Source organism: Paenibacillus sp. FSL K6-0276 (assembly GCF_037977235.1).
GTDB lineage: Bacteria > Bacillota > Bacilli > Paenibacillales > Paenibacillaceae > Paenibacillus_AQ.
In genome coordinates this window covers 1,008,607-1,023,402 of sequence record NZ_CP150276.1, presented here as the reverse complement: position 1 = coordinate 1,023,402, position 14,796 = coordinate 1,008,607, and the positions used below count along the sequence as shown (strand labels likewise).

General features: G+C 47.1%; 7 protein-coding genes and 1 riboswitch. All 7 genes read right to left on the bottom strand.

The genetic code is table 11. The annotated features are described in order from the left end of the window. Nucleotides 1-143 precede the first annotated feature (143 nt). A riboswitch (cobalamin riboswitch) is annotated at nt 144-345 on the bottom strand. A 126-nt stretch (nt 346-471) separates the two neighbouring features. Continuing rightward, on the bottom strand, nt 472-3,468 hold the full coding sequence (locus MHH52_RS04555) for a glycosyltransferase (protein ID WP_340006916.1): 2,997 nt from the start codon (nt 3,466-3,468) through the stop codon (nt 472-474). Beyond that, on the bottom strand, nt 3,465-4,727 hold the full coding sequence (locus tag MHH52_RS04550; protein ID WP_340006914.1) for a hypothetical protein: 1,263 nt from the start codon (nt 4,725-4,727) through the stop codon (nt 3,465-3,467). The genes MHH52_RS04555 and MHH52_RS04550 overlap by 4 nt, the downstream gene beginning before the upstream one ends. 83 nt (nt 4,728-4,810) lie before the next feature. After that, the gene (locus MHH52_RS04545; RefSeq protein ID WP_340006912.1) at nt 4,811-5,452 is read right to left on the bottom strand and encodes a beta-mannanase; all 642 of its coding nucleotides are present in this window, start codon (nt 5,450-5,452) and stop codon (nt 4,811-4,813) included. A 22-nt stretch (nt 5,453-5,474) separates the two neighbouring features. Continuing rightward, a complete protein-coding gene (locus MHH52_RS04540) occupies nt 5,475-6,746 on the bottom strand; it encodes a VWA domain-containing protein (RefSeq protein WP_340006910.1) in 1,272 nt (423 codons plus the stop codon). A gap of 208 nt (nt 6,747-6,954) precedes the next feature. Next, the gene (locus MHH52_RS04535) at nt 6,955-9,357 is read right to left on the bottom strand and encodes a transcription initiation factor TFIID (RefSeq protein WP_340006908.1); all 2,403 of its coding nucleotides are present in this window, start codon (nt 9,355-9,357) and stop codon (nt 6,955-6,957) included. Nucleotides 9,358-9,361: 4 nt separating this feature from the next. Continuing rightward, the gene (locus MHH52_RS04530) at nt 9,362-12,751 is read right to left on the bottom strand and encodes a tubulin-like doman-containing protein (RefSeq protein ID WP_340006906.1); all 3,390 of its coding nucleotides are present in this window, start codon (nt 12,749-12,751) and stop codon (nt 9,362-9,364) included. A gap of 60 nt (nt 12,752-12,811) precedes the next feature. Then, on the bottom strand, nt 12,812-14,629 hold the full coding sequence (locus MHH52_RS04525) for a vWA domain-containing protein (RefSeq protein WP_340006905.1): 1,818 nt from the start codon (nt 14,627-14,629) through the stop codon (nt 12,812-12,814). Nucleotides 14,630-14,796 lie beyond the last annotated feature (167 nt).

Genomic DNA, 14,796 nt, shown 5'->3' with positions numbered 1-14,796 from the left:
ATTTTGGAATAAGAGCGCACAACATAAAGACCGCCCCTATGAAGGGCGGCCCGGGAAGATAACAAATCGAGGCTGGGGCGCTTGAAACTCTACGACCACACAGTCTATCTGTATATGTTCCACATTCTTACCCCACGAAGAATAGAAACGCTCATGAAAAAGGCAGGTCTCCTGGCTAATGCTTCATCGCTGCTCTCCACCTTCCCGTCCTTACTTCAGAACAGTGGTTTATAGAAGAAACGCTCCGCATGTACAGTGGCGGGACCGCGCCGGAATTTTACACCGGACTTCCCTTTTAAGCAAACTCCGGTTTAGAGAGTCTGCACCTTTTCCAATATGTAGTATCTTATTGTGATATTCATAATCATATCTATTAATCCACAGCATGTCTATAGAAAAGCTTTGTATGAGTAACAAAAAAGAATAGCAGAACCAAACCTTTCGGTATAGTCCTGCTATTCAGAAATTCCTTTATTCAGCTGTTCCTTCCGGACTTGCAGTTGCCGATGGTTCAGCACTTGAATCAACATTCGGCGTATCGTTTGGAGCAGGATCTACGATCAACGTAAATCTACCAGCCTTGATCATGCTTTTCTGAACGATTGTCGCTCCCGGCTCCAGGGTAACCTCCACCTGATAGGATGGGTGTACTCCTTCTGTGACAGCTGTCGCGGAAGGCACAACTGTGTTGTCCTCCGCATCAGATGAAGGCGAAGGAGACGGAGAAGCATTGACTACTGCGTTAGTAGCGTCTGCACCTTCTGCCGTTCCATCAGTAGTGTCAGCAGAATTGGAATCGCCAGACAAGTCTCCCTCATCCGTTCCATCCGTTGACGGAACTGAACAGGTTCCATTGCTAGCAGCGACCTTAAAGCTCTTATCCACCACATTTGATGAAGTCATCAAACTAATCTCCGTCGGATTAAATTGGACACAGTCATCCGCGTTGGCAAAAGTGAACACCAACACACTGCTTCCTTTATCTTCATCAGCGCTTAAATCCTTCAAATAAACGGAAGCCGGCGGAAGCTGACTGCCTGGACTCTGAACAGGTGTCGGCTGAGGGGTTGTCCCAGGCAAGGCCGTCTTCGAATCTTCCGGACGTAGCATACTGAATACGATAATTGCAATAATCACCAGAATGCCAGTGATGGAACCGGAGATCAGGAGTCGAAATCGACTGCGGCTGATCCAACGCGCCAGCGGGGAAGCGAGCTGGGAGCGGGCTTCATTGTACACATTTTGTAGAGCAGGCCGAGCGGTAGCGACATAGCTTTTGCGGAATTCGCGATTCTTGAATGCCTCGCGGTCACTGTTCAGGAAATACTTCAGAATCGCCCGGCGATAACCCGGATAAATCTTTTTATTCGATATCGTAAATAAAGAATTTCCTTGGGACCAAGCAAAGAATCGATAGATAGCATCCTTATCAGTACCGGCCTTATGCTTAACTAACTCCAGGAGTGCGTCATAATCCAGCGGACCATCTTCGCGCTGACTGGTATAGTAGAAGGCTAGTGGAAGCCGTTCAAATGGCTCTAGAACACGAGCTTCCTTCAGTAACCGGCGACCGAGCAGCTGTACATCGTCCAGTTCCTTCGGAGACAAGCCTGCAAAAATCTCTTCATTCGGATTCTCTTCACCAAACCAGCGATAAGCAGCGCGGAGTGCATTTTCTTTCTGCTTGCTAATTCTATCAAGTGGCGGTTGCCAATCCACTACATTGCCATAACGTAAGAAAACAACCTCAAGCAAGTCCTCTTGCGTCATTTCAGTAAGTGATAGTCGGTTCAGCAAAAATCTATCAGCAGATGCGGCAAGCTCCAGCATGAGCGAGAGTACCATAGGTGTAACTCCTGTACCTCTACGTCGATCTTTTTCCGCCTTATCTACAATCCCATGAATTTCCGCCACCGCAGCAACCGGATCAGTCTCCAGTTGTAGCTTCTCTAGCAAATAATCCCTTACTGCATCCTGAGCAAAAGGCCGTTCTAACGCAGCCGGTAGAAACCGGCCCCAATGGAGTACAAAATTCAAAATGTCCACAGATTTTGGTGCAGCGACTAGTCTTGACTCCATATAAGGCTCTAATAGTTGCTTGCGGAAATACGATTCTGACATCACCCGTTGAAAGAAGGTAGCACTTAGCTCATCATTGCTCTCGATGATACCGTAAGCTGCATTCAATACATCTTTCCGGCCTGCTTCCACGCTATGAAGCATACCATTGATGAAATAATCCACGATTCTGACTTTGTAATTATGACCCTTGAGCACAAAATATTCCTTAAAGCACTCCATAATAGCAGGCTCCGGAACATTCCTTTGCCGGACTAAATCAAATTCTCGGTCGAACCGCTCCAAGAAAATATCGTTCAGTCGGACTCTGGAATGAATGGCCCCCTCAGCTTTTAGGTAAGTAAGCAATTCACTCAGCACCGCGCTCTTGTTCTCCGTATATAAATGCTCATTCCCCTGCTCAATCTCATAAAATACGGCTAACTCATTATAGAAAGCGAGCGATAGTTTATGCTCAGGGCTTTCTCCACGTAGCATCTGATCAGCAAAACTTACGAAATCGTCAAGATCCCCTGGATTCAGAAGTAACAGCTTCCAAACCAGATCAGCATACGGCTGACGGGCCTCGCCAAAATCTACATTCCCCATCCGCCCTGAAACCAAATCGAATGTAAAATCCTTCTCGATGTTGCGATCACCGGGACGGAGCGAACCTTTTTCCACAAAGCTAAGATGGATATATTTACGGCTTTGCGGTTCATTGGCATACGTAATCACGCCTAATCTACGGCGGAATTCATACGGTAGCACGCTATAAAGAATCTCTGTAAGCTCTACCGCCCGCGTGGACAACTCTGTGATCGGTACATTTAGAGCGATATAGATTTTTTTCTTACCTACCACAGAGAGCATCACCGCTTGCAGCAATGCCTTAAATATCCCTTCATTAATCCCTAACAAGCGTAATCCCGCTATAGGATCAGGGCGACGATCCGTACGTATAACTGGAATAGCAGACAGCTCCGGCAAGGTTCCACCCAGCTCTCCTTCATAACTTCTTGCGAAATCAGCATGCAGAAAGTCCCCGTAGCTCTGTACAATCTCCTCTGAACGTGAGGCGGGAACTACAAAGTTATGTGCAAAAAAAGCGCTGCGCTGGCCCGTAAAATCCGTCGCTTGATAACGACTCAGCCCAATGACCGTGTCGCCATTCTCTGCATGGAACAGGTGCAGCGCTACTGGGTATACAGACTCGTCCTTCTCCCCACGTGTGGTCAGCTCTGCTGGAGCATCGTAGAGGCAGAAGGGATGTAATGTTTTTTTGATGAAATTATTGTCCAGACTGTCCGATTTCGCTACCGTATCAAAACCTTCTGTGGAACGAAACACTCCGCGGCGTTCGCGGGTGTACATCTGTTGGGTGATCTTAGACCCTGAGAATGCATTCACGGGCCGTCGCTCCCCTCAATATACTTCAGCTTATGCAACAGCCAAATAAACGGCTCGTCTACGCGAATCGGGCTTACTACTCCCTCAATCTTCTGATTCACAGGATTGCTGCCTAGTGCAGATACCGCAAAATAGCCTGTATTCGAGAAGTACACATCCATCGTATCTTTAAAAGGTCTGTCCACCTTACCAATAAATCTGCGGATTTCTCCATCGATGTTATGGAACTCATCCATATTCAACGTTTTGCGATGGACATAATTATTGAACACATTGCTGTTGGACTTGATGTAATCGCCATCCTCATCCTTCAGCGAATGCAGCATATCACTTTTCGCAAGGACGACTGCTGTAGGAATGTCTGTTTTGCTCTTTTCCTGATAGGCGATAAAGTCACCGAACATCGTCAGCACAACGTCACGCGGTTCGTCATATTGCGAGACCCATTCTCCAGGGCGGTCACCGATGTTAATATGAATCTTCTCACGGATCGAGCGAATTTGCAGTGGATCGACCATAAACAGAATACCGGCAGAGTTCTTAATATGCTGACCGTGTAATCCGAGATAATCCTGATCCACCATGCCCTCACCCGCCACATCGAAGAACACGAGTGTCAGTGGTGGCTTCTCTTCATCCTTAAAGACGAATTGAAAAATAAACGGCTCCTGCATCTTTTCTTTTTGTGTAGAAGCAAGCAGATCCCCGCGCTCAAAAAGCGGTTCTTCATAGAGCGTACGGAACTTACGGCTAATCTCTGCATTAAGCGGCATACAAGCGGCATCGAAATGACCTGCTGTCGTATGCTGTAAGGTGTGAATCAGAGCGGTCATATACACCGACTTCCCGACTTGGGAAGCCCCGATAATCGAGATAATGTTACTTGGAACCTTTCCTGCGGTCACAGGTAGCTCGTTATGGCAGGATGGACATAGCCGTCTGCGCGTGAGCACACCGTAACGATCCGTAAGTCCAGTCAACACGTGATCAGTATAATGATGGTATTCTTCTGGAATATTCGCCGGGTTAATGATCGCTTCTATGTCATCCACCGTATCGAGCCCAAAGCGCTCACGGTATTTATTTAAGGCATCATCCTCGCCTAGTGCGTAATTCTCATCGTCCTCTCGGCTATGCATAGCCCGAAAGACCACATCCTCTGGAGAGAACTTGGTGAAGCAGTACGGACACACAATATCGTAAAAAAGCGGCCGCGGCTCCGGCTGATTCTTTTTCATAAAACGGCTAAAAAAAGACATCTACTCATCCTCCCAAAAGTTGTATCTGCGTATCTTGCTATGGACAACACTGTCCAACACTCGCTTGTACGCGTAGACTGACCTTACTCCGGCACCAACTCGTAATAAAGCCCATACTTAGGACCGTCGGTAAAAAAGATGCGCACAAAATCATCCTTGCCGACCTCAATCGGCGGGAGTACGTTGCGTCCAGGGGCAAAATCCTGTACGAAGGGAAAGAGAATACCATCCTCTTTCCCTGCCGGATGTCCTCCCCGTTTCTTGACATAACAGAGGACATCCCGAGCCAATGGAACTTCTGCCGTAATCGCCATATGTACGGTCTTTTGTTTTCCGAATAATCCTCTTTTTTGTTGGATGGAATAATAGATTCTGGCTTTGCCTGCACTGACCACCACACGGTTCGCACCGTCACTTTGCCTCACCAGTAGGGTCTCTCCGTTCTCAGCAAGGCGAGTAAATATGGTATAGGAGACTAGGCCGATCTCATCCAATCGGTCACGATATCCATTGTTAGATTTGTATTCCTCACGAGTGTAGAGCTTCATCCCGACCGGCGGAATATCCCCTGTTCCAATGGAAGCCTCTTCTGCGGAGGTCTTGTGGATGTACACCGCCTGCACGCAGTCCGGCCAGCGCCATCTCAGCGTACAGAACCGGTCATCCACTTGGGTTGTCACATCCGTTATTAACGGAGCGGAAGCATTAACCTCGGCGTACCTCATCACTGTAAACCCCTTTCAACTACTAGAATCCTTTGCTGTTCCGATTTCTCCGTCGGTCTGGAAAGCCCTCTGACGATGGAGCAGGAGCTGTATTATTTCTTCTATTACGGTAAATACGTCCTTCTCCTACCGGAATGACGCCTGTAAATAATGAGATGATAGCAGCTAGGATAAGAACAGCTAGGAGACGAATAAGTCCGTCAGAGAAATTGTGTCCGCTGAGTCCGAATTCCAGAATAAGCCCTGCGAACAACCCTGAGATTACGCCGCCAATCCCAAAGCTCTTTGCCAAATGACGGTTGTCAAACACAACACCAAGACCGAGTCCAAGTGCAGCACCGATTAGCATCAGCGACAAAATACGAACCGCAGCATAGTATGGACTATCTGCCGTAGCATCACTGCGTACAGTAAGCAATGTTCGATCTCCCAAACGATCATAGATCTGCTGGAATACATCGCCCAAAAGGGCCGAATCTTTCACATCATAATAGTGACCGCCCGTTACTTTCGCAATATCCTGCAGCAACTGGGTACCTGAAGGATCCTGCATCCCCAGACCAATGGTATTTACGGCAATTCCACGATCTATATAGGTCTGCAATTCTCGTGAGGTGTCGAAATCACTCACTCCATCCGACAGCAAAATGACCATAGCTCCCTGGTTTTTCTTGCCGTCACTATCAATCTCCTTAAGTGCCTCTGAGATCGCACCGCTAATGTTCGTACCGCCCTCAGTTGGCTTAAGATTATCAATGGCAGTCAGTACCTTCTCACGATTCTGCGAATCTGAGAGTGGCGTTAACGGCTGGACAACTACAGCTTCGTGGTTAAATGTCACCACTGCTACCTGATTGTCATTGTCCATTCTCGTAATTAACGCCTTAGCGGCTGAATAACGGCTGTTATCAGGATCACTCTGCGCCATACTGCCAGAGTCATCGATAGCCATAACTACATTCTTAATCGGCTTCACACCGCCAAAATTCAGCTCATAAACAAACTCCGTTAATGCACCCACCCCAAACGCCAATACAAGCATCAGAGGCAGGAGCTTCCATGATAGACCTAGGTAGCGCTGCTTCCATGAAGCTCCGTTTAGAGTTGGCGAGATCATCTCCGCCAGCAGGCAACCAATGCCGACACCAAGCGCTACAATGGCAAAATAGATGCCAACAAGCACGATGGAAGGCAGGTCGTTATACCAACTCAGCAGCCATTCGCCAATGAGAAAAGCGACCCCGCCACCGATCAGACTGAAGAAGAGCAGGAGCAGATTAATTTTTCTCTGCATCGTTATACTTCCTTTCCGGGAGAAACCTGAATTGTACTCTTGAATCCATCTGATACTAGACCCATTTCAATTCTATTGCATGTTGTGATTTGAAATAAGGAGAAATGTCCCTATTCCTGAAATCTTCTTAATTCTACTGTATCAAACACAACAGAATATTGATTCTGAGTAGAATCCAACGTAACTATTGCACTAAGTGCAATTCTCCTCAGCGCATCTCAGGAAGCTGCTCTTCACTCAGCCCATGAAGCTGATAGCCATTCTGAGCGTAGGTTTCATAATAAACCTTACCATTACGGTAATAGAGAAGGTCTTCTAAATGGAAACCACCCATCAGATTTAGCTTCTCCACTCCGCTCCTGCGCTGCTCGTGCACGAATCCTAACCGGTAAATGCGGGTCGTCTCATCCACACCAAATGCATAGCGCAGGAATTCAGATCCGCTGTCACCGAAGAAATATTTTTCCTCATGACGATGCTCTTGCGTGTATTCGAACAGACGAACATTGATCGTCGCACCGTCCTCCAGATTATGGTACAGGCGCTTGAACAGCTCTTCCTTGGATAGAACCTGGCGGTTCTCATAAGCAGCCGCAACATTCGCACGCCTCAGAAGCTCTTCCTCGAAAGATAAATTGAAAGGCTCTGCTGTCAGCAGCTCTCGGCGGCAAATATCAATCAAGCGCTCTGCTACCGCTTCTTTACCTTGCTCTAAAAGCTTAGAAATGCTACCCATGTACTTCTCACTGAAGAACATCCCTGGGCCGCGCCGGGTTTCGATATCTTTCATCACTTCTTCTGTGACCACTCGGTAGTACTCCATCACATTCTGGCCAGTGGTTTCGTTCGTTCGCCCAATGCTGTCCATCACAGTAATACGCAGTTCTTCCTGAAGCGTCTCCATAGCTTTCACACGAGCCACACTTTCCACGTGAAGCTGCTCAAGCGCAGATTCCAAACGGCTGCACAGCGCGAGCTCACTTTCCATACATAATAGCTCATATTTTTTGCCATATACCGCTGAGAATAAGTAATGAATGAAGTTGCGTACCGTTCGTTTGTCAAAAAGCGGCACACGCTGGAACGGCTGGCGCTCCACACTTTCCGCATAAAGATCCTCAAGCTCATCCTGCGCGGAGACAATAGCTGAACGCAGTCCAGTCATATGTTGACGTAAAGCATGCAGCACACTGCCACCCTCATCACGGTCAGCAGTCCACTCCGCAAGTTGATAGAATGTTACTGCTGGTGTGGTCGTTTCCTGCGCCGCCAATGTAGTGCGCCATCCACGAAGAGGATGAATACCTTCTACTCTTCGGTTAGACTCTGCGACAAAATTATTGTGGAAATAAGCTTCGCCCCCGTCACCGAACAGCTGCTGTTCAGCTTCACGTAGCGACAACTGCTTCAGTTCATTATAGGAAGGGCGTCCGTGGCTCATCAGCCCTGTCATTTCACTAAGGCCGTCTTTCTCCGGAACTAGCTGCGTTGCATGCTCTCGCAGACTATCAGGGTCCAGTCCTAATAGGGATTGACGCTCGCGCATCGTCCACGGACTGCCCTCACGCATATCCGCTGCAAGGCGCCCGAAAGCGTGATACAGCACAGCCAAGGCAATTTGAACATTAGGTCTTCTTACGCCAGAAAAGCCTGCGGAGGCGTAGCCTTGTCTTCCTGTGCTGCCTCTGATACCGCTTTTGAAAGTCATATTGTTATAGCCACCGTGTCCGGTTGCCTGATCAGAAGTCGGACGGACACGATTCTTGAGAAGACTGATATGGGAGATGATCTCATAGTTATCATCCATGCCGTGAGCAGACATCATGCCGCGCTCATTCTTATCGGAGAGCAGATACACAAGATCAAATAATGCGGATGGACCATGGCCGACTGGAATCGACAGACCATCTTCGGTTACAAGCAGCGGCGCATTAAACGTATATTCCGTAGCTTGCATTCTGTCCAATTCACGCAGAAAAGCCAGCCCTACCGAGCTGGAATATCCAAAATTATCCCCTTGCTCCCGCTCATTGATTAGAGCGTAGAGATCTGTCTGTACAGACTTAAAGGACTGGCTGAGTATTGCACGTGCCAGCAGTGTAATTTCCGGTAAGAATACATTAAGCGGGTCATCGACCCGCGTAATGATAGAAAGATGGATCACGTCGAAAGACGAATACAGACGTCCATAATCCGCTATACTGTTGCTCAGCCGCCGGATAACTTTATTCATTTCAGCAAGATATTTTGTATCCTCATGAAACTTCCGGTAAATATCATGACGTACAGTGCGTGGATCAGACCCAGCCATATCCGGTAAGGCCATAGCCATCACCCGGTCTCTTCCTCCCGCATCAGATCCGCTCTTGCTTTTTTCTGTTCCCTCGCTATTCGCACCTGACGCAGCATGTATTGCCATAACGCCGCCGGCGTTATCCCATTTCCGTTCGCAGCTATCCAGCACCGGACCGATGGCCGGAGCAACCTTGTCGCCTACGAACAGAAACAGGGCAGGGTAATGGATGCTGCTGCGTCCATCCCCTTTGCTGCGCCTTGCTTCTTCCTGTGCCGAATATTGTTCACCATAAGATAATGCCAGTGTTTTGATCATAGGATTATTTCAACTTTCTGCGAATACTGCCCAGCTTACTAGTCATGCTCTTGTAAAAGCTGTACATTTCATCGCCGCTCTCATACTCTACTCGTTCGTATTCCAAGCTGTCACGTGCTTCCAGGAATGATACATACAACCCTTCCAGTTTATACAGCAGCGGGGTTACGTCTTCTGCGGCAGTCATTTCACTCGCACGGCGAGCTGCCTTGCGCAGTAGAACGCTGCGGCTCTTCTCATCCAGCTCCCGGAAATGGCGATACACGGCATACTCCACATAGCTGCGTTCTTTCATTAAGTTGGCAAACGGCTCCCAGGCATCCTCTTCTTCATCGCGATCATAAACGTAGAGTGCGCCCTTCTTAACAATACTGTCCGTGTACAACGCCTCAATGAATTGGTCCATCCACTTATCTTCATCCAAATATTGATGGAGCAGAGCTTCAAGTTCAGTTGCCTTTGCAGTCAGTTCAGCATATTTAGCGAGCTCTACACGAACACGAGAAATCAGCTGTGGCGAACGAATAAGATTCTCCTGAGCCATTTCTTTGTTGATGCTGCCAAAAATATCTTTTATGCCTTCGCGCTCCAAGCCCTTCTCACGCAAATTCTTCAGCTCATCAGCCGCCTTCTTCACTTCGCCAAGATTCGGTCGAGAAGAATTCAACTGCATATCAAATCCACTCAAAAGAGCATCCATATCGAACGGCTTTGTGAAGACAACGGAATATCTGTTGCTTGTGTTCTCATCTACGCCTTTTTCGATGATCACTCCGCTTGCCAACGCCTTTGCAAAGTCTGCACGCACACGGGCATTATAATCACGCACACGAGAGTTGACGTAAGTGTCACCCCATGATTTTTCCGGAATCGGAGAAGGCAGGTACGTCCAGTTGTTCTTATCAGTCATCACCAGGTGGCGACCGATCCCTTCCTTATCGAGAATGGTCCGCTCATAGTTCTCTTCAAACACCCGCAGTGGAGTGTATACGAAGAGTGGCACACCATTACGTGTATTAAGCCAGAAAATACGGTTCTTCACTTGGCTTTCTTTGATTGTAAATTGCGATTTGCCAAGCGCATTGTTCTGATAATTACGAATCCCCTTCAGGATGCCAGGGGCTTTAACTGGTACTGAAACGAATCCCCATGATGGGAAGTGCAAGCTGCCCGAGCTGTTGCTAAGGTGGAAGGTAGGTACAGCCTCTTCGTCCAATTTACCAGCAATAATCCGTTCTACGAACTTATCCAGCGGCTCTTCATGACCGAACTTCATCACAAGGAAATCTTCCATCGAACGGGTGATCAAATCCCCGAACTTATCGCTAAGGAACTCCGAAATCGAACGGACGATATCAATCTCCTGCTCCTTAACCCAACGTCCGGAATGCTTCAGCATTTCACGGGTAAAGTCGCGAATCAGATCGTCGCCGTCCTTCTGATCCATGATTTTGGAGATGGTCGCCGAAATATCTGGCACATTAACAATATTCCAATAATAAGTTTTGTTCCCTTTATAATCCGCCTGCTCTTCACCATTGATAAGGATGTCCCCATTCTTGGCAAAAATCGAGCTAAGTGCACTAAGAATCTCTGTAAACACACCATAAATCCGGCTGTTTTCATCGTTTAAGAGTTCATATAAGTCCTCATAGAATTGAATCATTTGCTCAGTGCGCTCTACATCGGCGTGTAGCCAGTACTCATTGATTTTAGCCTCAATATAGGCATTCTTCTTCTTCTCTTTGGATACAAAAGCACTGCGAGCATCGCTCAGCTTGTCATCCGCACTGTCCTGCGCCGTCTCAATATCGCGTGGCAAACGCAGCAAGCTTTCACGTAAAGCCTCAATATAGGACTGAATCAGCTTCAAAACACAGAATCCCTTCTCTGTATACAGCAGTCGTGAAACGTAGAAAGGTCCTTGCTCTGGGTGCAGGAAGATGCGCTCTAGCTCTTCACTGAACCGTCCAACAATTTCGCCAGGCAGCTGCTTTTTCGATTTGATATATTCTTCACGGGCACGTGCCAGGAAGTTCTGCTCCAGCTCTGTGTCCATGCTTACAACCTGATTCTTAACAACATTAGCATGGCTCAGTCGTTCACTGTTCTCGTAGCCAGGTAGCGGCTCAGGCACACGAGATTCAAACGTTTTTATCATACTGTCGAGATCTATCCCAAGCTTACGTGCGAATTTCTCTACATCCTCTTGACCAGGCGCTTGCTGGAACATTTTTTCCATTTTATCAAACAAGCGGAAAGCCAGATACGTCGTCATTTCCTCAATTGGAAGCACGGCAGACGAGGCACCGATAATGTTGTACTCATAGTTAGCCGGATAGGTCTTATTCATCTGCGCAATATTGGTGCGGATATTACTGATATAGTCATGAATGGCGAATTCTTCGCCAGACGCTTTTTCTTCACTCGCCATAAAGTTCGTGATGTTCTCAGCCGTTACGTTCATACAGTAATCATACGCATTTTCTAACAGCTTACCTTCGGTATTCGTTGCAGAGATCAAATGGCATAGATTAAATGGAGCCAACGGTGAATTTACCGTCAAAATATTTCCGTATTGCTGTTGGAATCGCTCACCACGACTGTCCACATTCATCCAGTAATCCAGCTCTTTAAGCGCCGCATAACCGTTCTTGCGAATATATTCACGCGTATGCTCGCTTAAACTTTTGTTAGACAGATTCACGTCCGGTGTAAATAGGTAACCCAGTGTGTTCACACGGTCAATACCGGCAGATCCATAGTCACGCTCAATAATACCGCGTACGATATAAGCAATATCTAGGAAAGCTCCGCTACCTGTACCCCCTGACAGACCTGTCAAAAGAAAGACCATCAGTTTCTTGTTCGTGCCTACGGATAAGGTCTTGATCTTCTTATCAATCGCGCCTACAACCTGATTAATCTTGGTGAACAGAAGCAGACGACCAGCTTGGCGCACACCAGCAGCACCATTCATACCATCCGTAATACTCAGCTCCGGTGACAGCCAGTCCGTAATATACGAATCAAGAATGCTACGATTCTGAAGCAAGCCTCCGATTTCAGCATTTGCCAACAGAACAAATTCATTCTGTGGATCGAGACCGATCCCTTTGTATCTCTTTCCGCGATCCTGTTCATTTGTCTCAAAAGCTAGAAACTCTACATTATCTGGCTTGTCCCGTTTCTTCTTAGATATCGGATCCTCCGGCAGCTTAAAGCGGCGGTTAATCTGATATTTAAGACGCAGCAGGGCATCAATGCCCGTGCCGCCTAGTCCAATGATCAGGATCGGATTATCAATCGTATCCACCCTGATCTTATCACTGACAATCCCGCCGCCTAGTGATACATCCAACTGCTGTATATGCTCTCTTACTACTGGTTTCATATGCTTATCCTCCTAAAAGTTTTGCGGAAGCTGTACTTCAGATCTCTTGCAAAACCACTTCTATACTAAATATTCGAGATAAATCGTCTTGTCTACCGTCTGCAAGGATACTGAAATGCGGTCACCACTCTTCAGTTCAAGGCCACGTGAGGCATCCGCAGCACGTCCGGATCTTTCTACAGTAACACCTTCTCCGCTACGTAGCAGCAATCGGTCATTCTTAGCTGGTGTGAAAATAATACTCTCGCTTTCCTTCAGCTCAGGCGCTAATTGCAGCAGCTGATGAAGGGTGAACTTGCCTCTGAATCCAGCAAGTTTTTTATATTGTGGGTAGGTCTTCTCCCCCGTATTGCCGTCTTTAACCTCAACTACCAGCTGCCCAACAAAACCACGTGCCGACTTCTTATTCAGCACATACCATGCCGCAGCGGCTGCCAACACTAGAAGAATACCACCAATAATGTAGTACAAGGTTTTGGACGAAGCTTCTTTCAGAGGTTCTTCTTTGCCAGCCCCTGTCGAAGGACTAGTAGTTGCGGCGCCGCCTGTCTTCGCGCTGATCTTTACAGGAGCACTTTCACGATAGAAACTGCTTTCCTCTGCACGAACCTTCAGCTCATAGTCATGGCTTTCTTTTACCTCAAAGGTGCCCTTGAAGACATCCCCGGAGTTATCGAGTTCGATTTCCTGTACATCACCTGTATCAATATCTGTAGCAAGCAGTACCGCCTTCATATCTTGATACAAATTGCTGAGCGTTACCTGAGTACCATTGCTGAACAGGTGGGAGGTAATATCAATTTTATCACCTTTTTTATAGGTTGCTGATGGCAATGCATCGATCTTAAGCTCCAAATCATAGTTAAAGACTAAATTAATATCAATTTTATCCTTTGGCACACCTTTGACCTGAAGCTTCCAATCTCCTTCCTGCGGTGACAACAGCTTGATCAAGCTATAAGTGGAAGACTTGGACAGGACAACATCCTTAGACGGGATGGCGACAGCATTTCCTGATGGATCAGTTAGCTTTGCTGTCACAGGCTGTGACGACATAATTGAGATATTAGCTTCCAAAACACTGCCGTTAGGCACGTTGACGGTCACATCCTGATAATCCCCATTTGCAGTGATCGACTGCACAGGTACTACCTTTAGCTTCAGATGACTAGCAAAAATTTCACTGAGTATTTGTGGAAGATCATCTGCGGAGTCAGTCGAGAATGCTTTACCACCTGTCTCATTGGACAGATCAGCGAGTTTTTGTTTATTCAGTTTGCCGTCTGCATTAAGCCCAATGGTATAAATGGGATAGCCATTCTTCTTGGCGACCTCCACAGCGGCGTTCAGTTCTTTATCCGATTCGCTTTGCGTCCGACCTGTTGATTTGTTGAAATCGTTATTGCCATCAGCTAGCATTACGATGATTGGCTCATGATTCGGATCGCTACCATTCTGGAGCACCTTCACAGCTTCTTCTACACCGACAGCAATGTCGGTATAAGCTCCACGGTCCAGACCATCAATAAAATCCTTCAAATCCTGTTTATCTGTCTCTGAACTAATTTCCAGCAGGGCCTTCTCCCGCTGCACTTTGTCGGTATAGGCAACAATACCTACTTTATCACCTTGGGTAGATAGCATATCTATGAACATTTTCATCGCTTCGCTCGCGACCTTGTTCTTGTCACTTGTCTTCATGGAGTTACTGACATCGATAAGAAGCACAGCATCAATGTGAGATTGCGCTGACGTTGCCGCATAGGCCTGAACAGCTGCAAATGGTGAGGCAGCAAGACATAGAGCCAGCAGTAATGCCGGGAAGATACGTTGAATAAGTGTCTTAGTTGTTCTGTTACTTTGATATTTACAAAGCATAAATAGGGCTCCTCTTGTGTTATATTAGGCACATATGACAGGTTCAGCACTATCGCTAAAATCTGTAAATAGTATGCCATTATGATATAATTAAACCTTGTAAACTTCAACTTTAGGACCGCCGGACCAAAGTAGCATTGATGCATAGAATTATCATTCTATGAGCC

What these genes read in the sequence shown, in the direction of transcription:
- MHH52_RS04525 (WP_340006905.1), bottom strand. Translation starts at nt 14,629, where the DNA reads ATGCTTTGTAAATATCAAAGTAACAGAACAACTAAGACACTTATTCAA.
- MHH52_RS04530 (WP_340006906.1), bottom strand. Translation starts at nt 12,751, where the DNA reads ATGAAACCAGTAGTAAGAGAGCATATACAGCAGTTGGATGTATCACTA.
- MHH52_RS04535 (WP_340006908.1), bottom strand. Translation starts at nt 9,357, where the DNA reads ATGATCAAAACACTGGCATTATCTTATGGTGAACAATATTCGGCACAG.
- MHH52_RS04540 (WP_340006910.1), bottom strand. Translation starts at nt 6,746, where the DNA reads ATGCAGAGAAAAATTAATCTGCTCCTGCTCTTCTTCAGTCTGATCGGT.
- MHH52_RS04545 (WP_340006912.1), bottom strand. Translation starts at nt 5,452, where the DNA reads ATGAGGTACGCCGAGGTTAATGCTTCCGCTCCGTTAATAACGGATGTG.
- MHH52_RS04550 (WP_340006914.1), bottom strand. Translation starts at nt 4,727, where the DNA reads ATGTCTTTTTTTAGCCGTTTTATGAAAAAGAATCAGCCGGAGCCGCGG.